Raw genomic sequence first — 25,535 nt, 5'->3', positions numbered from 1 at the left:
GAAGCGGGCAAAGCGTCGCTCTCCGGGGCGATGCCGACCCTGGGAATCGTCGGGGTCCGGCCCTGAGCCGACTCCTCCCGAGGGAGGGGCCGGCCCCTGCTAGTGCCGCGGCAGGCAACGTTCGCCCCGTCGCGACGCCCGGCACGCCCTCTCGCCGCACCGGCCGAAAGCCCAAGTACGTCCAGTACGAGGACTTCCGGCCGGCACGCCGAGAGCACGCACCGGACGCCGCTCCTTGACGGGCAAACGTTGCCTGCCGCGGCACTAGTTGGAGCGCGGGGGAGCATTCAGCCGTAAGCCGGAGGAGGATGGCGACGCCATGGGCGCCCCGGCGCTGGAGCGAAAACGAGCGCGGTGGAGTCGGCGACCGACGACAGCGCCGCTGGGGGCGGGCGTGCCGGCCCCCGCGACTCCGGCCGGGCCCGCCGGCCGGCCCCTACGGGAGGCCCGGCGTGGGGACTCCGGCCTGCGACGCAGCCAGTGGCGACCGGCCGGTACGACGAGGATGTGGGCGAGGGCCACACCCACGGTGTTCAGCAGCAACGAGTCGACGTCCACGACCTGCCCCGGCACCCCGGTCTGCAGCAGTTCGATGCCCATCGAGATCAGCGCCCCGGCGGCCACCGTACGGACCAGCGACCCCAGCGGCGACACGGCCAACCGCCCGCCGGCCAGCGGAAGCAGGACGCCCAGCGGTGCCAGCAGCGCGAGCCCCGCGCCGATGCTCCGCGCCGCCTCGGGCCAGCCGAGTGCCAGATCGGCCCGGATACCGGCGAGCGGACGCAGATTGGCGGGCATCACCCAGGGCACATCCAGCGGACGCAGCGCGAACCAGGCGACGAACGCGAGGTGCGCGACCAGGAGGACACCCCCTGTCACACGCATGCGGATCGCGGCGCTGCCGCCCACGGAGCCTTGACGCTGCACGCCCCTCAAGACGCGGCCTTCGGCACCATCGGTTCCGGGTTGTCACCCCCTACCCGGGTGAGGCCTGCGCCACACCCGGGTTCAGCCGCCTGTGACCTCCGTCGACGGCGGCTCCACCGAGCCCGGCCGGGAGCGCACCTCGTCCGTGCACTCGTAACGGCGGGGCTCCTCGGCGCTCGGGCCGCCGAGGATCACCGAACCGTCGCCCTCGGCCGCCGCCGAGTCGGAGAACGTACAGACGATCTGGGCGAGAGCGTACGAGGTGAGCGTCTCGGGGGCGGTGGTGAGGCGCAGCGTGTCCTCGGGGTCCCTGGGGCCCGGACCGCTCACGGTGATGCCGCCGCGTACGTCCGTGGAGTACCCGGCCTCCTTCTCACGGGCCGACGGCGCCTTGGCGAGCTCGTCCAGCAGCCCCTGCGCCACCGGCACCCGCCGCTCGGAGTCCGCCGCGCCCTCGGGGACGCGCACGGCCCGGTCGACGGGCACCAGCGACGAGCCGCACAGCAGGAACACCTGCACCGGCATCCCGCGCGAGGACTGGGTGGTGATGTCCGCCCCGGTGAGGGAGCAGTGCGCGCGCGACGGCGCGGGCCCGAAGTCCGTCGGCACCTCCGTGGCCCGGATCCCGCACCCGGCGAGCAGCCCCGCGAGCAGGGGAAGCGCCAGCAGACGTCCAGCTGCCTTCATCAGGCGTCCCCCTTCTCCGAGCGCTCCTCCTCGGCCGCCTGCGCGAGCGCCGAGGCGTCCCGCGGCAGCCGCAGCGTGAACACCGCGCCGCCCTCGGGGGAGTTGGCGGCGGTGATCTCGCCGCCGTGGATGTGCGCGTTCTCCAGGGCGATGGACAGGCCGAGCCCGCTGCCCTCGGAGCGCGGCCGGGAGGCGCTCGCCTTGTAGAACCGGTCGAAGACGTGCGGCAGGACGTCCTCGGGGATGCCGGGCCCGTGGTCCCGCACCCGGATCACGACCTCCTCGTCCGCCTCCCGCACGGACACCCGCACCGGCGAACCGCCGTGCTTGAGCGCGTTGCCGATCAGGTTGGCCATGATCACGTCCAGTCGGCGCGGGTCGAGCCGGGCGTGGATGCCACGTTCGGCGTCCAGCTCCACCGCGTCGAGCCAGGCCCGCGCGTCGATGCAGGCGGTGATCTGGTCGGCGACGTCGACGTCGTCCGCGACCAGCCGGGCGGTGCCCGCGTCGAAGCGGGTGACCTCCATCAGGTTCTCGACCAGGTCGTTCAGCCGCCGCGTCTCGCTCACCACCAGCCGCACCGCGGGCTCGATCATCGGGTCGATGCCGCCGCCCTCGGAGTCCAGCTCCTCCTCCAGCACCTCGGTCACGGCGGTGATCGCGGTGAGCGGCGTACGCAGCTCATGGCTCATGTCCGCCACGAACCGCCGGGACGCCTCGTCCCGCGCGGCCATGTCCGCGACCCGCTTCTCCAGCGCCTCGGCGGCCTGGTTGAACGTCCGGGACAGATCGGCCAGTTCATCGGTCCCGGACACCCTGAGCCGCGTGTCCAGCTTGCCCTCACCGAGCCGGCGCGCGGCGACAGCCAGCCGGTGCACCGGCTTCAGTACGGTCGTCGCGGCGGCCTGTGCGAGCAGCGCCGAGCCGATCAGCGCGAGACCGGTGGCGATCCCCAGCGACCAGGCCAGCGAGTTGAGGTCCTTCGCCTCCGGCTCCAGCGACTTGAGCATGTAGCCGGTCGGCCCGCCCCCGATCACCCGCGTACCGGCGACGAGATACGGCGTGCCGTCATCGACGACCCGCTGCCAGTACAGGTGGTACGGCGACTTGTTGTTCGAGGTCAGCGGCTGCTGCTTGTTGACGGCCTTGCGCAGCGACTTCGGTACGTCCTCCAGCGCGAAGCCGTCGTTGAGGCCGCCGGAACTGCCGTACACCGTCCTGCCGCTCGCGTCCTTCGCGACGAGCAGCACGCTGAAACGCTGGCTGCTGCTCGCCATCTGACCGGCGGTGCGTTGGAGTTCGTCCTGGCCTGGATGCTCGGGCAGCGCACCCGCGCGGTTCTCCATCTCCTGCTCGAAGTCCCGCAGCACCGCGTCCTGGGTACGGGTGAGCACGGCCTCGCGGTTGAGCCAGTACGCGATCCCGGACGCGGACACCGCGGCGGCCAGCGCCACCAGCCCGAACACCACGACCAGCCTGAACCGCAGACTGGTGAACCGCAGCGTCGACAGAACTCCCCTGCGTGCCGCGGCCCAGCCGCGCATTCCCCCTTGCCGGTCAGTCACTGAGGCGGATCCAGCCGGTAGCCGACACCACGCACGGTTCGGATCAGAGTCGGGGACGACGGCACGTCCTCGACCTTGGCACGCAGCCGCTGGACACAGGCGTCCACCAGCCGCGAGTCACCGAGATAGTCGTGCTCCCAGACGAGGCGCAGCAGCTGCTGGCGGGACAGCGCCTGACCCGGCCGCCGGCTCAGTTCGAGCAGCAGCCGCAGCTCGGTCGGGGTCAGCTGGAGGTCCTCGCCGTTCTTGGTCACGGTCATCGCCGCACGGTCGATGACGAGGCTGCCGAACGACGCCGCGTCGTTCGACTCCCGCTCGCCGCGTCGCAGCACCGCCCGGATTCGCGCGTCGAGCACCCGCCCCTGCACCGGCTTGACGACATAGTCGTCGGCCCCGGACTCCAGCCCGACGACCACATCGATGTCATCGCTGCGCGCGGTGAGCAGAATGATCGGCAACTGGTCCGTGCGCCGGATGCGCCGGCACACCTCGAACCCGTCGATGCCGGGCAGCATCACATCCAGCACGATCAGATCCGGTCGCTGCTCACGCAGCAGCTTCAGACCGTCCTCACCGCTGGCAGCGGTCGCCACGCGGTGTCCCTGGCGCGTCAGTGAGAGCTCCAGGGCCGTACGGATGGCGTCGTCGTCCTCGATCAGCAACAGGGAAGGCACGGGCTCATTCTGGCCCATGGTGGGGTGGCGTTTCGACACTCGGGCGACTGCGTAGCCGTACGGCTCTTCTCCGTGACCATGCTGTGCGTCTCGTACGCCACGCTGTGTGTCTCGTACGAACGACATACGACCGGCCCCTGTGACAGCTCTGTGACAGTTGGCGGACACGGTCATGAAGGTCCCCGGGCAAGCTTTTGGCACAGCACGGAAGCAAGACGGAGCAGGGCCGAACACCGGCAAGTCCACGACGGGGGGCGCGAGATGAACACGCTGCACGGCACCAGCACCAGCGCAGTGGTCACGCGTCTGCACGACGTGAGCACGCACCGGGGTTCCGAGAAGTCCGGTGCCGTGAGCGGGCGGGGGTGCGCTCGCGGCACCGGGCGTCAGCACACCGCGTATGCGCAGCAAGGGCTTCAGCCCTACATGGCGGTGGTTGACGGCTTCACGGGGGAAACGCACGGGGGAGCCGCGTACGGGGAGGAATCGGGGGAGCGGCGTCGCTCGCTGTCGGAGGCGGAGTTCACCGCCTACGTCCAGGAGCGCCGCGCCTCCCTGTACGCAACCGCCTACCACCTCACCGGTGACCGCTTCGAGGCCGAGGACCTTCTGCAGAGCGCCCTCTTCTCGACGTACAGGGCGTGGGACCGGATCAGTGACAAGGCGGCCGTCGGGGGATACCTCCGGCGGACGATGACCAACCTGCACATCAGCGCGTGGCGGCGCCGCAAGCTGAACGAGTACCCGACCGAGGAACTGCCGGAGACGCCCGGCGACACGGACGCGATGCGCGGCACCGAGCTGCGCGCGGTCCTGTGGCAGGCGCTGGCCCGGCTGCCCGAACTCCAGCGGACGATGCTGGTCCTCCGGTACTACGAGGGCCGCACCGACCCGGAGATCGCGGAGATCCTCGACATCAGTGTCGGCACGGTGAAGTCCAGCATCTGGCGGTCCCTCCGCCGGCTGCGCGAGGACGAGGTCCTCAGCTTCGGCCGTGACGAGGAGGACGCCTTCGGGGAGCTTGTTGCCTGAAGGTTGGGGGGATACGGGGGGTACCAGGGGGACACGGGGGAGCACCACGGGGGAGCGGGACTGGAGGGCCGGGGGGTCCGTCCAGTCCCGCTTTTGTGTGTGGGTGTCGCTGCAGGCGCGTGAGTTTCAGGCCGTCGTACGAGCCGTTGTGCACCGGCCTGCCGCCGCGGCCGCCAGCCGGCCCATCGCCTCGTCCTTGTCGCAGGCGTACGCCCCCTGCGCGGTCTGCCGGGCCACGATGGACCGCTCGGCGCGCATCAGACGCCAGCCGCGCCGCAGCAGGAAGGGGACCGACTTGCGTCCCTCCTTCAGGTCGCGCAGGAAGCGTCGGCGGAAGGTCCGCACCGGGCCACGGCTCAGGCACAGTGCGTCGGCGAGGACCCCGAGTTCCCGGCAGTGCGTCACGATCTCGGCGGCGAAGACGCCCTCTGCGACGAACAGCGGGGTCCGGCCGATGTCGACGGTGTCCTCGCCGGTGCGGGCGCTGAGCGAGATGTCGTACACCGGGACGTTCGTACGGCCCGTGCGGCACAGTTCCTCGATCGCGGCGACGGCCGCGTCCGCGTCCCACGACTCGGGGTGGTCCCAGTCGATGTCGGAGCTCCCCGCCACCAGCGGCAGCGTCGGGTCGGTGCCCTCCTTGTAGAAGTCGTCGAGCCGCAGCACCGGCAGGCCGGAGCGGGCGGAGAGGAGGGACTTTCCGGAGCCGGACGGGCCGCAGAGCAGCACGACCCGGGTGGGTATGGGTGGATGGGAACTCACGGGACACCAGTGTGAGGCATCGCCCGACTCCCGAACGACCCCGCGGGTCGCCTTTGATGCGTGCGTCACACCTCAACTACCCTCTGCATGGACCTGATTACCCCTGGTCGCCCTCGCGACCGTCGGCGTGGCCCTCGGGGCGGGCGCGACGAACGCTGCCGCCGCCGACGCCGAACCGGCCGGCCACCCCGTCTCCCTCGGCAGGACCGACCCCCAGGCGGGTTTCCAGGCCTTCCGCCACGCCACCGGCCCCGTCACCGGTCTCAAGCCCAACCCCCTCGCCGGCACCGGCGTCGACCCCCTTGACAACGGCGTCGGCACGCAGTGGCCGACTTCAAGCCGGTGATGTCCCGGGACCTCACGGGGCCGGTGGCGCAGGTGCCGTCGGTTGGGGGCGTGTCGCCACGCCAGGTGGGTTCGGCGGCTTGCGGGCGGTGGGGGGCTTGGGCGCGTCGGCAGGCTCAGGTGGCAGGAGGCCGTGTCCGTTCGGGCGCGTAAGCCGCGTGCAGGCGTCCCACGTGTGTCGGCAGCCGTCACCCCAACGCTGACAAGATCACCAACAGTGCCGCCCCCGCCACTGCCGGTGCCACCAGCTCATACGCCCAGCGGACCGTCACCTCGCCCTGTGCGGTCGCTGCCTTCTCCCGGGCCTCCAGTATCTGGCGCAGGTCGTGGATGATCTGGTCGCTTTCGGCGCGGACCGGTCCGTCCGGCATGGCGCCCCCGCCCCCGAGGCCTCGGACGACACCCCGGCCGCCGCCCCGGCCGCTCTGCTCCGCCTCGCGTCGGGCCTCCTTGCGTGCCGCGCGCTTTCGGCCCCGGAGTGAGACGGGGACGGCCCACAGCTGGTACTTGGTGCCGGACTTGGCGACGACCTCGTTGGTGTACCCCGACCGCAGCGAGGCGACCTCGCCCCAGGGCAGCACGATGGCGCGGAACGGGTTGCGCACCCGCAGTCTGTCTTCGCCCGCGAACACGGCGGGGCGGACGGTGAAGGCGACGACCAGCGGCACCACGACGAGCAGCGCGCCGAGCGCCAGCCAGGGCGTACGGCCCTCGCCCGACACCATCGCGTCGATGCCGAGCCAGGCGGCGAGGGCGAGCAGCAGGACACCGCCGACGAGGCCCATGGGCGACCGGTAGATACGGTCCCTGCTCGTGGGGCCGGGCGGCTGCGGCGCTGGTGACTGGTGGTCCGGGGTCGTCATGCCCCGATTCTGCACGACACCGTCGGCATCGCTCATGCGCGGTGGGTTCCTGCAGGAGGGGGTGGGCAGGAGGGGTGTACAGCCGCTACGCGCGTAGATATGCTCGTCTGGTGACCATGCCCACCTCTGCACACACCCTCACGGACGTGGCGGCCTCCGACAGCATGCTGCGCCGCTTCCTCCACGGGCTGCCCGGCGTCGACGCGGTCGGCCTGGAGGCGCGCGCCGCCTCGCTCGGCACCCGTTCCATCAAGACGACCGCCAAGGCGTACGCCATCGACCTCGCCATCTCGATGGTCGACCTGACGACGCTGGAAGGCGCGGACACCCCGGGCAAGGTCCGGGCGCTCGGCGCCAAGGCGGTCCACCCGGACCCGACGGACCGTACGACCCCGGCGACCGCGGCTGTCTGCGTCTACCCCGACATGGTGCCCCACGCCAAGGAGGCCGTCGCCGGCTCCACCGTCAAGGTCGCCTCGGTCGCCACCGCGTTCCCGGCCGGCCGCGCCCCGCTCGCCGTGAAGCTGGCGGACGTGCGCGACGCCGTGGCCGCGGGCGCCGACGAGATCGACATGGTCATCGACCGGGGGGCGTTCCTCTCGGGCCGGTACATGAAGGTGTACGACGAGATCGTCGCCGTGAAGGAGGCCTGCGGGACGTCCGCCCGTCTGAAGGTCATCTTCGAGACGGGTGAGCTGTCGACGTACGACAACATCCGCCGGGCCAGCTGGCTCGGCATGCTGGCGGGCGCCGACTTCATCAAGACGTCGACCGGCAAGGTGGCGGTGAACGCGACCCCGGCGAACACCCTGCTCATGCTGGAGGCCGTACGGGACTTCCGTGCGCAGACCGGCGTCCAGGTCGGCGTGAAGCCCGCCGGTGGCATCCGCACCAGCAAGGACGCCGTCAAGTTCCTGGTCCTGGTCAACGAGACCGTCGGCGAGGACTGGCTGGACAACCACTGGTTCCGCTTCGGCGCCTCCTCGCTCCTGAACGACCTGCTGATGCAGCGTCAGAAGCTGGCCACCGGCCGCTACTCCGGCCCCGACTACGTGACGGTGGACTGATCACCATGGCATCCGCATTCGAGTACGCACCCGCGCCCGAGTCCCGCGCCATCGTCGACATCGCGCCCTCCTACGGCCTGTTCATCGACGGCGAGTTCACCGAGGCGGCGGACGGCAAGGTCTTCAAGACGATCAGCCCGTCGACCGAGGAGGTCCTCTCGGAGGTCGCCCAGGCGGGCGAGGCGGACGTCGACCGGGCGGTGAAGGCTGCCCGGAAGGCCTTCGAGAAATGGTCGGCGCTGCCCGGTGCCGAGCGCGCCAAGTACCTGTTCCGCATCGCCCGCATCATCCAGGAGCGCGCCCGCGAGCTGGCGGTCCTGGAAACCCTGGACAACGGCAAGCCGATCAAGGAGACGAGGGACGCCGACCTGCCTCTCGTAGCGGCGCACTTCTTCTACTACGCGGGCTGGGCCGACAAGCTCGGCCACGCCGGCTTCGGACCGTCGCCGAAGCCGCTGGGCGTGGCGGGCCAGGTCATCCCCTGGAACTTTCCCCTGCTGATGCTGGCGTGGAAGATCGCCCCGGCGTTGGCGACCGGCAACACGGTCGTCCTCAAGCCGGCGGAGACGACTCCGCTCTCCGCGCTCTTCTTCGCGGACATCTGCCGCCAGGCGGGTCTGCCGAAGGGCGTCGTCAACATCCTCCCCGGCTACGGCGACACAGGCGCCGCGATCGTCGCGCATCCGGACGTCAACAAGGTCGCCTTCACCGGCTCCACAGCGGTCGGCAAGGAGATCGCCCGTACGGTTGCCGGCACGAACAAGAAGCTCACGCTCGAACTGGGCGGCAAGGGCGCGAACATCGTCTTCGACGACGCCCCGATCGACCAGGCCGTCGAGGGCATCGTGAACGGCATCTTCTTCAACCAGGGGCAGGTCTGCTGCGCAGGCAGCCGTCTCCTGGTGCAGGAGTCGATCCAGGACGAGCTGCTCGAGTCGCTGAAGCGTCGCCTGTCGACGCTCCGCCTGGGCGACCCCCTGGACAAGAACACGGACATCGGCGCGATCAACTCCGCCGAGCAGCTGGCCCGTATCACCGCACTCGCCGAGCAGGGCGAGGCCGAAGGCGCCGAGCGCTGGTCCCCGGCCTGCGAACTGCCGGAGAGCGGCTACTGGTTCGCCCCGACGCTGTTCACGAACGTCACCCAGGCGCACACGGTCGCCCGGGACGAGATCTTCGGCCCGGTGCTGTCGGTGCTGACGTTCCGCACCCCGGACGAGGCGGTCGCCAAGGCCAACAACACCCCGTACGGACTGTCGGCGGGCATCTGGACGGAGAAGGGCTCGCGCATCCTGGCGGTCGCGAACAAGCTCCGCGCGGGTGTCGTCTGGTCCAACACGTTCAACAAGTTCGACCCGACCTCGCCGTTCGGCGGCTACAAGGAGTCGGGCTTCGGCCGCGAGGGCGGCCGCCACGGCCTGGAGGCGTACCTCGATGTCTGACGCGACCCGACTCTCCGTCTTCAAGACCTACAAGCTGTACGTCGGGGGCAAGTTCCCCCGCTCCGAAAGCGGCCGGGTGTACGAAGTGACCGACTCCAAGGGCAACTGGCTGGCCAACGCTCCGCTGTCCTCCCGCAAGGACGCCCGTGACGCGGTGGTCGCCGCCCGCAAGGCGTTCGGCGCGTGGTCCGGGGCGACGGCCTACAACCGCGGCCAGATCCTCTACCGCATCGCCGAGATGCTGGAGGGCCGGCGCGAGCAGTTCGTGCGCGAGGTCGCCGATGCCGAGGGACTGTCGAAGTCGAAGGCGGCCGCGCAGGTCGACGCGGCGATCGACCGCTGGGTCTGGTACGCGGGCTGGACGGACAAGATCGCCCAGGTGGTGGGTGGCGGGAACCCGGTCGCGGGGCCCTACTTCAACCTCTCCTCCCCGGAACCGACGGGCGTGGTCGCGGTCCTGGCCCCCCAGGAGTCCTCCTTCCTGGGCCTGGTCTCCGTGGTGGCCCCGGTGATCGCAACCGGCAACACCGCGATCGTGGTCGCCTCCGAGAAGTCGCCCCTCCCGGCGCTCTCCCTGGGCGAGGTCCTGGCCACCTCGGACCTCCCCGGCGGCGTCGTGAACGTCCTCTCCGGCCGTACGGCGGAGATCGCGGCCCCGCTGGCCGCGCACCAGGACGTCAACGCGATCGACCTCGCGGGCGCGGACGCCGACCTGGCGAAGGAGCTGGAGATCGCCGCCGCGGACAACCTCAAGCGCGTCCTGCGTCCACAGGCTGTGGATTACGCGGAGACGCCGGGCATCGACCGCATGACGGCGTTCCTGGAGACCAAGACGGTCTGGCACCCGACAGGGTCGCTGGGCGCGTCCGGCTCCTCCTACTGAAACGACGGCGGACCGGGGCCCTCGAGGGCCCCGGTCCGCCGTCGTTTCAGATGCCGGACGCTGCCGACAGGTCCCGCCTGATCGCCGCCAGCAGCTGCGCCGCCTTCGTCCGGGCGGCCGGGAGGCCGGCGTGGGTGGCGACCGGGACCACGACCTCCAGGTAGCACTTCAGCTTCGGCTCCGTGCCGCTCGGACGGACGATCACGCGGGCGCCGTCGAGCGTGTAGCGCAGGCCGTCCGTGGGCGGGAGCTTCTCGGTGCCCTGGGTGAGGTCCTCGGACTTCGTGATCGTCAGGCCCGCCAGATGGGTGGGCGGCTGCTCGCGCAGGCGGCGCATGGCGTTCGCGATGACCGACAGGTCCTCGACGCGGACCGAGAGCTGGTCGGTGGCGTGCAGGCCGTGCTCCACGGCGAGATCGTCCAGCAGGTCGAGAAGGGTGCGGTTCTCGGCCTTGAGCTGCGAGGCGAGTTCCGTGATGAGGAGGGCCGCGGTGATGCCGTCCTTGTCGCGTACGCCGTCGGGGTCGACGCAGTAGCCGAGGGCCTCCTCGTAGCCGTAGCGCAGGCCCTCGACGCGGGCGATCCACTTGAAGCCGGTGAGGGTCTCCTCGTAGGGGAGCCCCGCCTTCTCGGCGATCCGGCCGAGGAGGGAGGACGAGACGATCGACTCGGCGAAGGTGCCCTGTACGCCGCGGTGCACGAGGTGCGCGCCGAGCAGCGCGCCGACCTCGTCGCCGCGGAGCATGCGCCAGTCGGCGCCGTCCTTCACCGCGGCTGCGCAGCGGTCGGCGTCCGGGTCGTTGGCGATGATCAGGTCCGGCTCCGTCTCGCGGGCCTTCGCGAAGGCCAGGTCCATCGCGCCGGGCTCTTCCGGGTTGGGGAAGGCGACGGTGGGGAAGTCCGGGTCCGGGTCGGCCTGTTCCGCGACGAGGACGGGCTCCGGGAAGCCGGCGCGGGCGAAGGCGGCGAGAAGGGTGTCCCTGCCGACGCCGTGCATCGCCGTGTAGACGGTCCGGGCGGTGCGGGGGGACCCGGGGGCCAGGACCGCGTCCGTGCGGGCCAGGTAGGCGTCCAGGACGCCGTCGTCGAGGGTCTCCCAGCCGGCGGCGGGGCGGGGGACGTCGTTCAGGGACCGTACGGCGGCGATCTCGGCGGCGATCTCGGTGTCGGCGGGCGGCACGATCTGGGAGCCGTCGCCGAGGTACACCTTGTAGCCGTTGTCGCGGGGCGGGTTGTGGCTGGCGGTGACCTCGACCCCGGCGACCGCGCCCAGGTGCCTTATCGCGAACGCCAGCACGGGGGTGGGCAGCGGCCGCGGCAGGACGGCGGCGCGCAGACCGGCGCCGGTCATCACCGCGGCGGTGTCGCGGGCGAAGTCCTCCGACTTGTGCCGGGCGTCGTAGCCGATGACGACGAGGCCGGCGCCTCCGTCCCGCTGGGACTGCCCCTGCTTCTTGAGGTACGCGGCGAGACCGGCGGCGGCGCGGATGACCACCGACCGGTTCATCCGCATCGGCCCGGCACCGAGCTCGCCCCGCAGACCCGCCGTGCCGAACTGCAGCGTGCCGCTGAACCGCGCGGCCAGCTCGGCGACGTCCTTGGCGTCGATCAGCGCGGCGAGTTCCGCACGGGTGTCCGCGTCGGGGTCCTCGGCCAGCCACGCCTGGGCCCGTGCGAGGAGATCGTCGTGCACGTCGGGTCAACCTCTCGTTGTGTTCGTACGGTGTGGGCGCTGCGGTCATCCACCGGCGGGTGATCCACCGGCAGTGATCTACAGCCGGTCGAGCACCTGACCCAGCAGGGCGCCCATCCGCGCCGCCGAGTCCCGGCCCGCCTGCAGAACCTCCTCGTGGTTCAGCGGCTCGCCGGTCATGCCCGCCGCGAGGTTGGTCACCAGGGAGATGCCCAGCACCTCGGCGCCCGCCTCGCGCGCGGCGATGGCCTCGAGGACCGTCGACATGCCCACCAGGTCCGCGCCGATGACGCGAGCCATGCGGATCTCGGCCGGCGTCTCGTAGTGCGGGCCGGGGAACTGCGCGTAGACGCCCTCCTCCAGGGTGGGGTCGATCTCCTTGCACAGGGCGCGCAGCCGCGGGGAGTACAGGTCGGTGAGGTCGACGAAGTTCGCGCCGACGATCGGGGACGTGGCGGTGAGGTTGATGTGGTCGCTGATCAGGACCGGCTGGCCCGGCCGCATGCCCTCGCGCAGGCCGCCGCAGCCGTTGGTGAGCACGACGGTCTTGCAGCCGGCGGCGACGGCGGTGCGCACGCCGTGCGCCACGGCGGCGACGCCGCGGCCCTCGTAGTAGTGGGTGCGGCCGAGGAAGACCAGGGCACGCTTGTCGCCGATCCGGTACGTGCGGATCTTGCCGCCGTGGCCCGCGACGGCCGGCGGCGGGAATCCGGGCAGCTCGGTGACCTGGAACTCGACCTCGGGAGCGCCGAGCGCGTCCACGGCCGGAGCCCAGCCGGAGCCCATCACGAGAGCGACGTCGTGGGACTCGGCGCCGGTGAGTTCGCGCAGGCGCGCGGCGGCGGCGTCGGCGGCGGCGTACGGGTCGCCCTGGATGTCGTCCGGAAGAAGAGATGCGTTCACGCGCACGAGGGTAGCCGGTCTCGGCCTACGCGCGTAGATGACGGAGGTCACGGGATGGCGATCGTTGTCTTGTCGTTTCCGACGAAGGCTGCCGCGCGGAGGGGCGGCAAGCCCTCAGCAGGGCCTCTTGCGCAGCTCCATCACGTAATCGTGTGGCGCCCCGGCCGATTCCGCCGCGTCCGCGATCTCGCCCAGGTAGCGGGCCGACGGCAGGCCGCCCTCGTAGGCGTTCAGAACGTACGCCCAGGCCGTCTCCTCGCCGTCGAGGGTGTGTACGCGGATCCGCATCCGGCGGTAGACCTCGAGGCCGACGCCGACCCACCGGTCGAGTGACTCCTCGTCCATCGGTGCGATGTCGTACAGCGCCACGAAGACCTGGGAGCCGGGCGACTCGACGACGGTCGCCAGCGCCCCCTCCCACCCCATGTGCTCGCCGCCGAACGTCAGCCGCCAGCCGTTCAGCCACCCTGTGGCCCGCATCGGCGAGTGCGGGGCGCGGCGCGACATCAGCCGCGCGTCGAGATGGGCGGCGTACGCGGCGTGGAGGGACATGGGTCGAGCGTACGGCAGTCGGCTCGAGTGTCACTTCCGTCCCAGGGGTACCTGTGGTAGCCGGAGTGGGCCCCGGGGCGGTCGCACGTTGAAGGGTGCGGGACAATGGAGTACGTGACTCGGATCGTGATCATCGGCGGCGGACCCGGCGGATACGAAGCGGCGCTGGTCGCCGCACAACTCGGCGCGGAGGTGACCGTCGTCGACTGCGACGGTCTGGGCGGAGCGTCGGTACTGACCGACTGCGTGCCGTCCAAGACCCTCATCGCCACGGCCGAGGTGATGACCACCTTCGACTCCTCCTACGAGGAGCTGGGGATCATCGTCGCGGACGACACCCCGCCCGAGGAGATGGCCGCCCGCATCATCGGCGTCGACCTCGGCAAGGTCAACCGACGGGTCAAGCGGCTCGCGCTCGCCCAGTCCCACGACATCACCGCCTCCGTCACCCGGGCCGGTGCCCGGGTGCTGCGCGGCCGCGGCCGGCTGGAGGGCATGCAGGCCCTCGACGGCTCGCGCAAGGTCGTCGTGCGCGCCGCCGACGGCACCGAGGAGACCCTCATCGCCGACGCCGTCCTCATCGCCACCGGCGGTCACCCGCGCGAGCTGCCCGACGCCAGGCCGGACGGTGAGCGCATCCTCAACTGGACCCAGGTCTACGACCTCGACGAGCTCCCCGAGGAGCTCATCGTGGTCGGCTCCGGTGTCACCGGCGCCGAGTTCGCCGGCGCCTACCAGGCCCTCGGCTCCAAGGTCACCCTCGTCTCCTCCCGCGACCGCGTGCTGCCCGGCGAGGACCCGGACGCGGCCGGCGTGCTGGAGGACGTCTTCCGGCGCCGCGGCATGAACGTCATGGCCCGCTCCCGCGCCGCCGCCGCCAAGCGGGTCGGCGACCGGGTCGAGATCACCCTCGCCGACGGGCGGGTCATCGTCGGCTCGCACTGTCTGATGGCCGTCGGCGCCGTCCCCAACTCCGCGGGCATGGGCCTGGAGGAGGCGGGCGTCAAGCTGCGCGACTCCGGGCACATCTGGACCGACAAGGTCTCCCGCACGACCGCTCCGGGCGTGTACGCGGCCGGTGACGTCACCGGCGTCTTCGCCCTCGCGTCCGTCGCCGCCATGCAGGGCCGTATCGCCATGTACCACTTCCTCGGTGAGACGGTGGCCCCGCTCAACCTCAAGACGGTCTCCTCGAACGTCTTCACCGACCCCGAGATCGCCACCGTCGGCTACACCCAGGCCGACGTGGACGGCGGCATCATCGACGCCCGGGTCGTGAAGCTGCCGCTGCTGCGCAACCCACGCGCCAAGATGCAGGGCATCCGGGACGGCTTCGTCAAGATCTTCTGCCGGCCGGGGACCGGGATCGTGGTCGGCGGTGTGGTCGTGTCGCCGCGCGCCTCGGAACTGATCCACCCCATCTCGATCGCCGTCGACAACAACCTGACGGTCGAACAGATCGCGAACGCGTTCACCGTGTACCCCTCCCTTTCGGGGTCGATCGCCGAGGTGGCCCGACAGCTCCACACCCGCAAGGCGACCGCCGAGAGCTGACGGCCGAAACCGACTCCCCGCTGGTCACGGGGAGTTGCCGACCATGCGGACGGCATAGGCAACGGGAGTACACCCCTATACCACTTCCCGCTGTTGTGTGCGAACAACTTCTGTTATTCGGCGCAAACTGCTGAAACCAGACGGTCGTTGGGGTTACTGTCAGTTTCGTGTTCGCTGCAGAACGTCGCCAGTTGATCCTCGAAATGGTGCGAGCGAACGGAGCCGTGTCGCTCCGTGAGCTCGCCCGCGTCGTCCAGACCTCCGAAGTGACCGTACGGCGGGACGTGCGCGCACTGGAGGCAGAAGGACTCCTCGACCGCCGGCACGGCGGTGCGGTACTGCCGGGCGGATTCACGCGGGAGTCCGGCTTTCCGCAGAAGTCACATCTCGCGACCGCCGAGAAGACGGCCATCGCCGACCTCGCCGCGGGCCTGGTCGAAGAGGGCGAGGCCATCGTCGTCGGGGCGGGTACGACCACGCAGGAGCTGGCCCGCCGGCTCGCGCGGGTGCCCGGCCTGACCGTCGTCACCAACTCCCTCCTGGTGGCCCAGGCCTTGGCCCACGCCAACCGGGTGGAGGTCGTGATGACGGGCGGGACACTCCGCGGTTCCAACTACGCCCTCGTCGGCTCCGGCGCCGAGCAGTCCCTCCAGGGGCTGCGGGTGTCGAGGGCCTTCCTCTCCGGGAGCGGGCTGACCGCCGAACGCGGTCTGTCCACGTCCAACATGCTCTCGGCGTCCGTCGACCGGGCCCTCGTCCAGGCCGCCGCGGAGGTCGTGGTCCTCGCGGACCACACCAAGCTCGGCACGGACACGATGTTCCAGACGGTCCCGACCGACGTGATCACCCGCCTGGTGACGGACGAGCCCCCGCCGCACGACGACCGCGCGGCCACCGAGTTGCAGGCCCTGGCCGACCAGGGCGTCCAGATCGCCGTGGCGGGGACGGGCGCGTCGGGAAACGGAAGCGTGGGGGGTGATGCCGCCCCGGCGCGTCAGCAGCGCCGGGACGTACCTCTCCCGGGCCCGCGCCGCGGCCAGGTCCCCGGTGGCCCGACCCTGCGCACGGCCGCGGTCCTGGGCGACCAGACACCGGGGACGGACCGGGCACGGGTGGCGGACCTGCGGCGACGCTGAACCGTCGGCGGGCAGGCCCGCCGACGGTCGTGTCAGTCATCAGATCCGCGGTTCGCCGCGCCGGACGTGACCGACCCGTCGATCCTGTGTCGGCCGGGTCAGTCCGCGATCCGCCGCGCCGGACGTGACGCCCGACCCTGGGTCAGCCGTGTCAGTCCGCGGTCCGTGGATCGACGCGTCGCATCTGGCCGACGCGCCGATCCCGTGTCAGCCCTGTCAGTCCTTGATCTCGCAGATCGCCGCGCCCGACGTGACCGACGCGCCGACCTCCGCGCTCAGGCCCTTGATGGTGCCGGACTTGTGGGCGTTGAGGGGCTGCTCCATCTTCATCGCCTCCAGGACGACGACCAGGTCGCCTTCCTTGACCTCCTGGCCCTCCTCGACGGCGATCTTGACGATGGTGCCCTGCATGGGCGAGGCGAGGGTGTCGCCGGAGGCCATGGGGCCGGACTTCTTCGCGGCGCGTCGCTTGGGCTTGGCGCCGGCGGCGAGGCCGGTGCGGGCCAGGGACATGCCGAGGGAGGACGGCAGGGAGACCTCCAGACGCTTGCCGCCGACCTCGACGACGACCGTCTCGCGACCCGGCTCCTCCTCCGCCTCCCCGACGGCGGGGGCCGTGAAGGGCTTGATCTCGTTGACGAACTCGGTCTCGATCCACCGGGTGTGGACCGTGAACGGCTCGGTGGAACCGGTGAGTTCGGGGGCGAACGCCGGGTCCGTGACCACCGCGCGGTGGAACGGGATGGCCGTGGCCATGCCCTCCACCTGGAACTCCTCCAGCGCACGGGCGGCCCGCTGCAGGGCCTGCTGACGGGTGGCACCGGTGACGATCAGCTTGGCGAGCAGGGAGTCCCAGGCCGGGCCGATCACGCTGCCGGACTCCACACCGGCGTCCAGCCGCACGCCGGGGCCAGACGGCGGGGCGAACGTGGTCACCGTGCCGGGGGCGGGCAGGAAGTTGCGGCCGGGGTCCTCGCCGTTGATGCGGAACTCGAAGGAGTGGCCGCGGATGACGGGGTCGCCGTAGCCGAGCTCCTCGCCGTCGGCGATGCGGAACATCTCGCGGACGAGGTCGATGCCGGTGACCTCCTCGGTGACCGGGTGCTCGACCTGGAGGCGGGTGTTGACCTCCAGGAAGGAGATCGTGCCGTCGAGGCCGACGAGGAACTCCACGGTGCCCGCGCCGACGTACCCGGCCTCCTTGAGGATGGCCTTCGACGCCCGGTACAGCTCGGAGACCTGCTTGTCCGACAGGAACGGCGCCGGGGCCTCCTCGACCAGCTTCTGGTGCCGCCGCTGCAGCGAGCAGTCACGCGTCGACACGACGACCACGTTGCCGTGCTGGTCGGCCAGGCACTGGGTCTCCACGTGCCGGGGCTTGTCCAGGTAGCGCTCGACGAAGCACTCCCCGCGCCCGAACGCGGCCACCGCCTCACGCACGGCGGAGTCGTACAGCTCGGGCACCTCTTCGAGGGTCCGCGCGACCTTCAGGCCGCGGCCACCGCCACCGAAGGCGGCCTTGATCGCGATGGGCAGGCCGTGCTCCTCGGCGAACGCGACGACCTCGTCGGCGCCGGACACCGGGTCCGGCGTGCCGGCGACCAGCGGGGCCCCGGCGCGCTGGGCGATGTGCCGGGCGGCGACCTTGTCGCCCAGGTCCCGGATCGCCTGCGGCGGCGGGCCGATCCAGATCAGGCCCGCGTCCAGGACCGCCTGCGCGAACTCGGCGTTCTCGGAGAGGAAGCCGTAGCCCGGATGGATGGCGTCCGCACCGGACTCGCGAGCGGCCTTGAGGACCTTCTCGATGTCGAGATAGCTGGTGGCGGGGGTGTCACCGCCCAGGGCGAACGCCTCATCCGCGGCACGGACATGCAGAGCGTCCCGGTCCGGGTCGGCGTAGACGGCCACGCTCGCGATACCGGCGTCCCGGCAGGCCCGGGCAACGCGGACAGCGATTTCGCCACGGTTGGCGATGAGCACCTTGCGCACGATGAGGCTCCCTCCTTGAAACAAGCCGAGTTTAGGGACTGCCGACACGGCACTTCGACCCGTCCCCAATGGTGAGCTTGCCCACACGGAGCGTGATTCGAGGCTCGCTCGACCCGCGAAATCCCTTGTGGCACGGCGGTACGCAGGATTCCTCCGGAAAACCCTAGCCCTCCAATGTGGTCAAGGTCTCTGTGAGAGCGTGCTGCGCCCCACTCCATTTCTTTGTCGAGTCCCTACGAATGGCCCAACGCATCTTTGCTCTCCGCAGAACCCTTGTCCCGACGTTTACCCGTTAGTAGCGTTCGCGATGGCTCGAACGTACTTGGGGTAACAGCAGTGCTGATCGGATGACGCTCGACAGCTCGACGGCTCGGGAAGTGGGTGGGGACCGGTGGTGCGCAGGCCGGTGGCGTGGATCGTGGCGGTCTTGCTCTTCGTGGAGGCGCTCGGCGTAGCGGCACTGAACTGGTTCCTGGGGGTCGTGGTCGACCGGCAGGACATGTCCCTGGCGGGGCTCGACCCGGACATGATGTCCGTGTCCTCGAAGATCGGCGGGATCGTCTTCGGTCTCTACTTCGCCCTGTGCGGCCTGGTCGCGCTCCTGGTCGCCCTGCGCGACCGCGCCCCCGCCGGGCTCGGCCGGGTCCTGCTGATCAGCGCCGCGGTGGTGCACGGTCTGCTGGGCGCGTTCACGTGGGGGCTGGTGGGCTGGACGGCGTTCCTGTTCATGATGGTCGTGCTCGGGCTCATCGTGCTGCTGCTCATGACGTACGACGCCCAGGCGGAGCCGGCCGACGCCGTACCCGAGGGCGGCAAGGGGGACGACGGCTCCCCGGTCACTCCTCCGCCTGCGCCCACAACTCCGTGATTCCGACGCCCAGTTCGGCCAGCAGCCGGCGGACCAGCGGCAGGCTGATGCCGATCACGTTGCCGTGGTCGCCGTCGATGCCGTCGATGAACGGGGCCGAGCGGCCGTCGAGGGTGAAGGCCCCGGCGACGTAGAGGGGCTCGCCGGAGGCGACGTACGCGGCGATCTCCTCGTCGGTGGGGTCGCCGAAGTGGACGACGGTGGAGGCGGTGCCGGAGGCGTACCGCCCGCTGAGCGTGTCGTAGATGCAGTGGCCGGTCTGGAGCGTCCCGGCCCGTCCGCGCATCGCCTTCCAGCGTGCGGTGGCCTCCTCGGCGTCCGCGGGCTTGCCCAGGGCCTGGCCGTCCAGTTCGAGCACCGAGTCGCAGCCGATCACCAGGGCGCCCTGGACCTCGGGCTTGGCGGCCACCACGGAGGCCTTCGCCTCGGCGAGGGCGAGCGCCAACTCGGCAGGGGTCGGTGCGGTGACCGCGTCCTCGTCGACGCCGCTCACGATGACCTCGGGGTCGAGTCCGGCCTGGCGCAGCAGCCCGAGCCGGGCGGGGGACTGGGAGGCGAGGACGAGTCGGCGGCGCGGCTGATCAGTCATGCGGTCAGCGTAACGGCGTCGCCCGGGCGGCTCATCCCAGCCCGATCACGATCATCACGAGCACCATGGCCAGCGCCACGAGGACGCCCAGTCGCCGCACCATCGCCTGCGTCTCACGCAGTTCCTCGGGCGGCTCGTTCTCCGGGTCGGACCACAGCATGCCCTCGATCGTCGGGCGGTGACGTCGGGCGGCGCCTGAGTACGCGTACTCAACTTTTGCACGACTTCGGCGACCACCTGCAGGTGGTCGCCGAAGTCGTCGCGGACGTGCTTCAGGCGGGCCAGTACGTACGTGCCCAGACCGCCGGGCCCGGTTGGGGCAGGCGGCGGGCGGCGATGCGGGACGGGTCCGACCAGGAGTCCCTCGGGCCGGGCGCGCCGGGCGGTGTGGTGGATGCCGCCGCGGCGCGGGCCCTGACCACCGCCAGGGCGGCGGCGAGCTCCTCAGGGGTCGGATTGCCCCGTACGACCTTGATCGTCATCTCGGCTCCCAGCAGGCCTAGAGGGGGATGTTGCCGTGCTTCTTCGGAGGCAGGGATTCCCGCTTCGTCCGCAGCTGACGCAGCCCGCGCACGATGTGGCCCCGGGTGTCCGACGGCATGATCACCGCGTCGATGTAGCCGCGCTCGGCCGCGATGTACGGGTTGAGGAGGGTGTCCTCGTACTCCTGCATGAGCCGCGCCCGGGTGGCCTCCACGTCATCCGCCTCGGCGATGGTGCGGCGGTGCAGGATGTTGACCGCGCCCTGGGCGCCCATCACGGCGATCTGGGCGGTCGGCCAGGCGAGGTTGAGGTCGGCGCCCAGGTGCTTGGAGCCCATGACGTCGTACGCCCCGCCGAAGGCCTTGCGGGTGATGACCGTGATGAGCGGGACGGTCGCCTCGGCGTAGGCGTAGATCAGCTTGGCGCCGCGGCGGATGATGCCGTCGTGCTCCTGGTCGACGCCGGGCAGGAAGCCGGGGACGTCGACGAAGGTGATGACCGGGACGTTGAAGGCGTCGCAGGTGCGCACGAAGCGGGCCGCCTTCTCGCTGGCCTTGATGTCCAGGCACCCGGCGAACTGCATCGGCTGGTTGGCGACGATGCCGACCGGGCGGCCCTCGACGCGGCCGAAGCCGGTGACGATGTTCGGCGCGAACAGCGGCTGCGTCTCGAAGAACTCGGCGTCGTCCAGCACGTGTTCGATCACCGTGTGCATGTCGTACGGCTGGTTCGCGCTGTCCGGGACGAGCGTGTCCAGCTCGCGGTCCTCGTCCGTGACGGTGAGGTCCGCCTCTTCCGGGAACGCGGGCGGTTCGGTGAGGTTGTTGGACGGCAGGTACGACAGCAGCTGCTTGACGTACTCGATGGCGTCCTTCTCGTCCCCGGCCATGTGGTGGGCCACACCGGAGGCGGAGTTGTGGGTCCGGGCGCCGCCCAGCTCCTCGAAGCCGACGTCCTCGCCGGTGACCGTCTTGATGACGTCCGGGCCGGTGATGAACATGTGCGAGGTCTGGTCGACCATGACGGTGAAATCGGTGATCGCCGGTGAGTAGACCGCACCGCCCGCGCAGGGGCCGACCACCAGGCTGATCTGCGGGATCACCCCGGAGGCGTGGGTGTTGCGGCGGAAGATCTCGCCGTACGCCCCCAGCGAGGCGACGCCCTCCTGGATGCGGGCCCCGCCGGAGTCGTTGATGCCGATGACCGGGCAGCCGGTCTTCAGCGCGAAGTCCATCACCTTGACGATCTTCTGCCCGTAGACCTCGCCCAGCGCACCGCCGAACACGGTGAAGTCCTGGGAGAAGACGGCGACCGGACGCCCGTCGACGGTCCCGTACCCGGTGACGACCCCGTCCCCGTACGGCCGGTTCTTCTCCAGTCCGAAGTTGGTGGAGCGGTGCCGGGCGAACTCGTCCAGTTCGACGAAGGACTCCTCGTCGAGCAGCAGCTCGATGCGCTCACGGGCCGTCAGCTTGCCCTTGGCGTGCTGCTTTTCGACGGCTCGTTCCGAACCGGCGTGGGTCGCCTCCTGGATGCGGCGCTGGAGATCCGCGAGCTTCCCGGCGGTGGTGTGAATGTCGATCTCTTCCGGCTCGGACATCGGGATGCGGCTCCCTGCCTGCTCAAAAGGGGGGACGGTTACTCATCCGTAGCGTAGTGCGGGGCCCTCAGATCGGCAGTGCGGTGTTTACCACACCTAGGGTGGCTTGTATGAAGCCGCACGATGCTGCAGAGCCGAACAACAGCCGGTGGTCCGACCTGGAGCGGCCGCCCCTCAACGCCGTGGCCCTGCGCCGCGCCCTGGTGCGGGAGGGGGGCCTGTGGTCGGAGGTGGACGTGGTGCAGCGCACCGGCTCCACCAACACCGACCTGGTGGCCCGCGCCGTAGAGGGCAAGGTCAGGGAGGGGACGGTGCTGATCGCCGAGGAGCAGACCGCCGCGCGGGGCCGGCTCGACCGCCAGTGGACGGCACCGGCCCGCTCCGGCCTGTTCTTCTCCGTGCTGCTGCGCCCGGCCGAGATCCCGGTGGCCCGCTGGGGCTGGCTGCCGCTGCTCACCGGCGTCGCCGTGGCGACGGGACTGTCCCGGGCGGCAGGCGTCGACACGGCACTCAAGTGGCCCAACGACCTCCTGGTGACCGTCGGCGGCGAGGAGCGCAAGGCCGGCGGCATCCTGGCGGAACGGGCGGGCGACGACGGCGTCGTCATCGGCGTCGGCATCAACGTGACTCTGCGCGAGCCGGAACTGCCGGTACCGACCGCGGGCTCGCTGGCGCTGGCCGGAGCGGTGAGCACGGACCGGGATCCGCTGCTCAGGGCCGTACTGCGGTCGCTGGAGGACTGGTACGGACGCTGGCGGGCCGCCGGCGGCGATGCGGCGGCCAGTGGTCTGCAGGAGACGTACGCGGCGGGGTGCGCGACGCTGGGAAGGGCGGTGCGTGCCGAGCTGCCGGGGAATCGGTCGATCACCGGAGAGGCGGTTGCGGTGGACGGCGACGGGCGGCTGGTGGTGGCGACGGAAGAGGGAGTGCGGGAGCCGGTGGGGGCTGGGGACATCGTCCACTTGAGGCCGACGTGAGTTCGCCGGTGTGCGGCCCCAGGAGTACGGAGAGGCTGCGCAGGCCCGCGAAGAGTGAGCTGGCCCACAGCTGACGTAAAGTTGGGGCCGGTCGATACCTGACCGCGGCAGATCGGAAGGGCAGCAGGCGTGACCGTCGACGACACGGGCTCCGGCACGGGCGCGCACGGCCGAGTGGATCAGTCCCCGCTCTCGGCTTCGCTCGAGCGGGGGGACTCCCATGCCGGCGACTCCGGCGAGGATCCGCTCGCCCTGCGCCTCGAACAGCTCATCCTCGGCGCCGAACGGCGCTACACCCCCTTCCAGGCGGCCCGCAGCGCCGGTGTCTCCATGGAACTGGCGTCCCGTTTCTGGCGGGCGATGGGCTTCGCCGACATCGGGCAGGCCAAGGCGCTCACCGAGGCGGACGTCCTCGCGCTGCGCCGCCTGGCCGGTCTTGTCGAGGCCGGGCTGCTGAGCGAGGCGATGGCCGTGCAGGTGGCCCGCTCCACCGGGCAGACGACCGCCCGGCTGGCCGAGTGGCAGATGGACTCCTTCCTGGAGGGCCTGACCGAGCCGCCCGAGCCCGGCATGACCCGCACCGAGGTGACGTACCCGATCATCGAGCTGCTCCTGCCCGAGCTGGAGGAGTTCCTCGTCTACGTCTGGCGGCGCCAGCTCGCCGCCTCGGCCGGCCGCGTCATCCAGACCGGGGACGACGAGGAGATGGTCGACCGTCGTCTCGCCGTCGGGTTCGCGGACCTCGTCGGGTTCACGCGACTGACCCGCCGTATGGAGGAGGAGGAACTCGGCGAACTCGTCGAGGCCTTCGAGACCACGTCCGCCGACCTGGTCGCCGCGCGCGGCGGGCGGCTCATCAAGACCCTCGGCGACGAGGTGCTCTACGCCGCCGACGACGCGGGCGTCGCCGCGGAGATCGCGCTGCTGCTCGTCGAGACCATGGCGAACGACAACACGATGCCGGAGCTGCGCGTCGGCATGGCCTTCGGCACGGTGACCACCCGGATGGGTGATGTCTTCGGTACGACGGTGAACCTGGCCTCCAGGCTGACGTCGATAGCCCCGCGTGACGCCGTCCTGGTCGACAGCGCGTTCGCGGAGGAACTGATCCGCACCGGTGAGGCTCCCGCTTCCGAGGCGGAGGCCGCCGAGGCCGCGGCCGCCGCGGAGAAGCAGGGTGAGGAGCCGCCGACGTACCGCTTCGCGCTCCAGCCGATGTGGCAACGTCCGGTGCGTGGCCTCGGCGTGGTCGAGCCATGGCTGCTCACCCGGCGGGACGGGGCGTCGTAGGCCCCCGCGTTCAGTCGCTCAGCGGATCCACGCACAGGCCGATGATCGGCACACACAGTCCGGGCTGGTCCGGCTGCGGGGCAGGCGACGGGCTGCTGGGCGTGGGTGTCGGGGCCGGCTGAGGGGCGGAGTTCGTCGGCGCCGGTGGCCGGGGCGGTTCCGTGGTGCCGGGCGCGGACGGGGCGCTGGACGTGGCTGAAGCCGCGGGCGGGGTGGCCGGGGGCGTCGGAGAGGTGGTCGCGGGCAGGAGCGGAGCCGGTCCCGTGCCGGTGCTCGGCGTCGCGTCGGCCCCGCCGAGGGCAACGCCGGCCGAGGGGCCGGCGTCCGGGACGTCCGCGACGGTGGCGGACGCGGTCGTCGCCCGGTCGGAGCCGATCACCGGATCCCGGCTGGGGGCCGCCTGTGCGGTGCCGAGGTCGTCGCCGCCGGACTCCGACGTCATCCGTACGAGGCTCAGCGCACCGGCGGCCAGCGCAAGCCCACCGACGGCGAACAGGGCCTTACGGGGGCGCGGACGCCGGTGCCGGCCCCGCCCGCGCGCGCTCTGCTGCCGGACGCCTGGGTCCTCGCTGTGCGGGTCGGCGCCGACTGGGTTGTTGCTCGCCGAGGTGTGCGTCGTCGTGTCGGTCGTCATGGCGGTTCCTCCCCGGTGCCGTTGCGCCCCCGTTGCGCCCCGATGAGCCCGGCGGTGCGCACGTTATGCGTTCGCGCGGGGGACGGGGCGGGAGTCGCCGGGATGTCACTCGAACGGGGTGTCGGGTAGCGGTCACCCGCTCTTTCCCCGGAGGGGCGCGGCTGCGATGATCGGGACGAGTGCTGTTAACCGTCGTTAACCGGGAGGGTGTCGTGAGCGAGGAACGGTTCGGGGAGTTCGTGCTGGTGCGTCGGCACGAACAGGGGCATGTCGCGGAGCTGGCCCTCGACCGGCCCAAGGCCATGAACGCCGTCTCGACCGAGATGGCCCGGTCCGTCGCCGCGGCATGCGCGGCGCTGGGCGACGACCGGGACGTACGGGTCGTCGTTCTGACGTCGACGCATGAGCGGGCGTTCTGCGTAGGCGCCGACCTCAAGGAGCGCAACTCCCTGAGCGACGCCGAGCTGGTGCGGCAGCGTCCGGTTGCGCGTGGTGCATACACCGGAGTGCTCGAGCTGCCGGTGCCGACGGTCGCGGCGGTGCACGGCTTCGCGCTCGGCGGCGGCTTCGAGCTGGCGCTGTCATGCGACGTGATCGTGGCCGACCGCACGGCCGTCGTCGGGCTGCCGGAGGTGTCCGTGGGGGTGATTCCGGGTGGCGGCGGCACGCAGCTGCTGCCCCGGCGGGTGGGGGCCGCGCGGGCAGCCGAGCTGATCTTCACCGCGCGGCGGGTCGAGGCGGCCGAGGCGCGGGGGCTGGGGCTGGTGGACTTCCTGGTGGACGAGGGGCGGGACCGGGAGGAGGCGCTGGCGCTGGCGTCTCGGATCGCCGGGAACTCGCCGGTTGGGTTGCGGGCCGCGAAGCGGGCGTTGCGGGTGGGGCACGGGCTGGATCTGCGGGCCGGGCTGGAGGTTGAGGACGCGGCGTGGCGTTCGGTGGCGTTCTCGGGGGATCGGGCGGAGGGGGTGGCGGCGTTCAACGAGAAACGGAAGCCGGAGTGGCCGGGAGAGTGAGTCCGGC

The 25,535-nt window shown here is 71.3% G+C and carries 25 protein-coding genes and 1 pseudogene; 11 read left to right on the top strand and 15 right to left on the bottom strand.

Annotation, left to right across the window (positions count from 1 at the left end; genetic code table 11):
* Positions 1-264: 264 nt before the first annotated feature.
* From ACKTSN_RS17870 to afsQ1, 4 genes are all read right to left on the bottom strand, one after another.
* On the bottom strand, positions 265-927 hold the full coding sequence (locus tag ACKTSN_RS17870) for a VanZ family protein (RefSeq protein ID WP_409470039.1): 663 nt from the start codon (positions 925-927) through the stop codon (positions 265-267).
* An 81-nt stretch (positions 928-1,008) separates the two neighbouring features.
* The gene (locus ACKTSN_RS17865; protein WP_409470038.1) at positions 1,009-1,614 is read right to left on the bottom strand and encodes a hypothetical protein; all 606 of its coding nucleotides are present in this window, start codon (positions 1,612-1,614) and stop codon (positions 1,009-1,011) included.
* The gene (locus tag ACKTSN_RS17860) at positions 1,614-3,158 is read right to left on the bottom strand and encodes an ATP-binding protein (RefSeq protein ID WP_409474855.1); all 1,545 of its coding nucleotides are present in this window, start codon (positions 3,156-3,158) and stop codon (positions 1,614-1,616) included. The genes ACKTSN_RS17865 and ACKTSN_RS17860 overlap by 1 nt, the downstream gene beginning before the upstream one ends.
* Positions 3,159-3,175: 17 nt before the next feature.
* Positions 3,176-3,853, bottom strand: a complete 678-nt coding sequence (gene afsQ1 / locus ACKTSN_RS17855) for a two-component system response regulator AfsQ1 (RefSeq protein ID WP_043503601.1) — start codon at positions 3,851-3,853, stop codon at positions 3,176-3,178.
* 261 nt (positions 3,854-4,114) lie between these two features.
* On the opposite strand from afsQ1, the gene ACKTSN_RS17850 reads away from it, so the two are divergent.
* Positions 4,115-4,885, top strand: coding sequence for a SigE family RNA polymerase sigma factor (locus tag ACKTSN_RS17850; protein ID WP_409470037.1), 771 nt, complete (start codon positions 4,115-4,117; stop codon positions 4,883-4,885).
* 126 nt (positions 4,886-5,011) lie between these two features.
* Here the strand turns inward: ACKTSN_RS17850 and ACKTSN_RS17845 are convergent, their stop codons facing one another.
* On the bottom strand, positions 5,012-5,716 hold the full coding sequence (locus tag ACKTSN_RS17845; protein ID WP_409470036.1) for a uridine kinase family protein: 705 nt from the start codon (positions 5,714-5,716) through the stop codon (positions 5,012-5,014).
* A gap of 34 nt (positions 5,717-5,750) precedes the next feature.
* On the opposite strand from ACKTSN_RS17845, the pseudogene ACKTSN_RS17840 reads away from it, so the two are divergent.
* Positions 5,751-6,145 (top strand): annotated as a pseudogene (locus ACKTSN_RS17840) (hypothetical protein).
* A gap of 35 nt (positions 6,146-6,180) precedes the next feature.
* Here the strand turns inward: ACKTSN_RS17840 and ACKTSN_RS17835 are convergent.
* Positions 6,181-6,855: a PH domain-containing protein gene (locus ACKTSN_RS17835; protein WP_409474854.1), complete on the bottom strand. Its 675-nt coding sequence runs from the start codon at positions 6,853-6,855 to the stop codon at positions 6,181-6,183.
* A 116-nt stretch (positions 6,856-6,971) separates the two neighbouring features.
* Here ACKTSN_RS17835 and deoC point away from each other — a divergent pair, with 116 nt between their 5' ends.
* Genes deoC through ACKTSN_RS17820 form a run of 3 tightly spaced genes read left to right on the top strand, consistent with a single transcriptional unit; the run spans position 6,972 to position 10,247 of the window.
* Entirely contained in the window at positions 6,972-7,922 is a 951-nt protein-coding gene (gene deoC, locus ACKTSN_RS17830) for a deoxyribose-phosphate aldolase (protein WP_409470035.1), read from the top strand.
* A gap of 5 nt (positions 7,923-7,927) precedes the next feature.
* Entirely contained in the window at positions 7,928-9,364 is a 1,437-nt protein-coding gene (locus ACKTSN_RS17825) for an aldehyde dehydrogenase family protein (RefSeq protein ID WP_409470034.1), read from the top strand.
* Positions 9,357-10,247 carry an aldehyde dehydrogenase family protein gene (locus ACKTSN_RS17820; protein ID WP_409470033.1) on the top strand — a complete coding sequence of 297 codons (891 nt, stop codon included), beginning with the start codon at positions 9,357-9,359 and terminating at the stop codon, positions 10,245-10,247. Before ACKTSN_RS17825 ends, ACKTSN_RS17820 begins: the two co-directional genes overlap by 8 nt.
* A gap of 46 nt (positions 10,248-10,293) precedes the next feature.
* Here the strand turns inward: ACKTSN_RS17820 and ACKTSN_RS17815 are convergent, their stop codons facing one another.
* The 3 genes from ACKTSN_RS17815 to ACKTSN_RS17805 form a co-directional block, all read right to left on the bottom strand.
* A complete protein-coding gene (locus tag ACKTSN_RS17815) occupies positions 10,294-11,940 on the bottom strand; it encodes a phospho-sugar mutase (RefSeq protein ID WP_409470032.1) in 1,647 nt (548 codons plus the stop codon).
* A gap of 78 nt (positions 11,941-12,018) precedes the next feature.
* Entirely contained in the window at positions 12,019-12,843 is an 825-nt protein-coding gene (locus tag ACKTSN_RS17810; protein ID WP_409470031.1) for a purine-nucleoside phosphorylase, read from the bottom strand.
* A 114-nt stretch (positions 12,844-12,957) separates the two neighbouring features.
* Positions 12,958-13,395, bottom strand: a complete 438-nt coding sequence (locus ACKTSN_RS17805; protein WP_224734967.1) for a gamma-glutamylcyclotransferase — start codon at positions 13,393-13,395, stop codon at positions 12,958-12,960.
* A 105-nt stretch (positions 13,396-13,500) separates the two neighbouring features.
* Between ACKTSN_RS17805 and ACKTSN_RS17800 the strand changes: the two genes are divergently transcribed.
* Both ACKTSN_RS17800 and ACKTSN_RS17795 read left to right on the top strand, forming a co-directional pair.
* On the top strand, positions 13,501-14,949 hold the full coding sequence (locus tag ACKTSN_RS17800; RefSeq protein ID WP_409470030.1) for an NAD(P)H-quinone dehydrogenase: 1,449 nt from the start codon (positions 13,501-13,503) through the stop codon (positions 14,947-14,949).
* A 167-nt stretch (positions 14,950-15,116) separates the two neighbouring features.
* Complete coding sequence (locus tag ACKTSN_RS17795; RefSeq protein ID WP_409470029.1) at positions 15,117-16,085, top strand: DeoR/GlpR family DNA-binding transcription regulator; 969 nt, start codon at positions 15,117-15,119, stop codon at positions 16,083-16,085.
* A 216-nt stretch (positions 16,086-16,301) separates the two neighbouring features.
* Here the strand turns inward: ACKTSN_RS17795 and ACKTSN_RS17790 are convergent, their stop codons facing one another.
* Positions 16,302-18,074 (bottom strand): acetyl/propionyl/methylcrotonyl-CoA carboxylase subunit alpha, encoded by a 1,773-nt coding sequence (locus ACKTSN_RS17790; protein ID WP_409470028.1) that lies wholly within the window; start codon positions 18,072-18,074, stop codon positions 16,302-16,304.
* Between the two features lie 391 nt (positions 18,075-18,465).
* On the opposite strand from ACKTSN_RS17790, the gene ACKTSN_RS17785 reads away from it, so the two are divergent.
* A complete protein-coding gene (locus tag ACKTSN_RS17785) occupies positions 18,466-18,942 on the top strand; it encodes a hypothetical protein (RefSeq protein WP_409470027.1) in 477 nt (158 codons plus the stop codon).
* On the opposite strand, the gene ACKTSN_RS17780 is transcribed toward ACKTSN_RS17785, so the two are convergent.
* The 4 genes from ACKTSN_RS17780 to ACKTSN_RS17765 form a co-directional block, all read right to left on the bottom strand.
* Positions 18,911-19,531 (bottom strand): Maf family protein, encoded by a 621-nt coding sequence (locus ACKTSN_RS17780; RefSeq protein ID WP_409470026.1) that lies wholly within the window; start codon positions 19,529-19,531, stop codon positions 18,911-18,913. The two genes, ACKTSN_RS17785 and ACKTSN_RS17780, sit on opposite strands and share 32 nt — an antisense overlap.
* A gap of 31 nt (positions 19,532-19,562) precedes the next feature.
* Entirely contained in the window at positions 19,563-19,691 is a 129-nt protein-coding gene (mmpB, locus tag ACKTSN_RS17775; RefSeq protein ID WP_409470025.1) for a morphogenic membrane protein MmpB, read from the bottom strand.
* Positions 19,692-19,803: 112 nt separating this feature from the next.
* Entirely contained in the window at positions 19,804-20,013 is a 210-nt protein-coding gene (locus ACKTSN_RS17770; RefSeq protein WP_224734961.1) for an acyl-CoA carboxylase epsilon subunit, read from the bottom strand.
* A 17-nt stretch (positions 20,014-20,030) separates the two neighbouring features.
* Positions 20,031-21,614 carry an acyl-CoA carboxylase subunit beta gene (locus ACKTSN_RS17765; RefSeq protein WP_409470024.1) on the bottom strand — a complete coding sequence of 528 codons (1,584 nt, stop codon included), beginning with the start codon at positions 21,612-21,614 and terminating at the stop codon, positions 20,031-20,033.
* Positions 21,615-21,724: 110 nt separating this feature from the next.
* Here ACKTSN_RS17765 and ACKTSN_RS17760 point away from each other — a divergent pair, with 110 nt between their 5' ends.
* Together ACKTSN_RS17760 and ACKTSN_RS17755 are read left to right on the top strand one after the other, a co-directional pair.
* On the top strand, positions 21,725-22,591 hold the full coding sequence (locus ACKTSN_RS17760; RefSeq protein WP_409470023.1) for a biotin--[acetyl-CoA-carboxylase] ligase: 867 nt from the start codon (positions 21,725-21,727) through the stop codon (positions 22,589-22,591).
* Positions 22,592-22,720: 129 nt separating this feature from the next.
* Entirely contained in the window at positions 22,721-23,881 is a 1,161-nt protein-coding gene (locus ACKTSN_RS17755) for an adenylate/guanylate cyclase domain-containing protein (RefSeq protein ID WP_409470022.1), read from the top strand.
* 10 nt (positions 23,882-23,891) lie between these two features.
* Here ACKTSN_RS17755 and ACKTSN_RS17750 read toward each other — a convergent pair whose 3' ends face one another.
* On the bottom strand, positions 23,892-24,515 hold the full coding sequence (locus ACKTSN_RS17750; protein WP_409470021.1) for a hypothetical protein: 624 nt from the start codon (positions 24,513-24,515) through the stop codon (positions 23,892-23,894).
* A gap of 212 nt (positions 24,516-24,727) precedes the next feature.
* On the opposite strand from ACKTSN_RS17750, the gene ACKTSN_RS17745 reads away from it, so the two are divergent.
* Entirely contained in the window at positions 24,728-25,528 is an 801-nt protein-coding gene (locus ACKTSN_RS17745) for an enoyl-CoA hydratase/isomerase family protein (RefSeq protein WP_409470020.1), read from the top strand.
* Positions 25,529-25,535 lie beyond the last annotated feature (7 nt).

This window comes from Streptomyces flavusporus, assembly GCF_046267975.1.
GTDB lineage: Bacteria > Actinomycetota > Actinomycetes > Streptomycetales > Streptomycetaceae > Streptomyces > Streptomyces flavusporus.
Note: the sequence above shows the minus strand (reverse complement) of the source record. Positions and strands in the feature narration are given on the sequence as shown.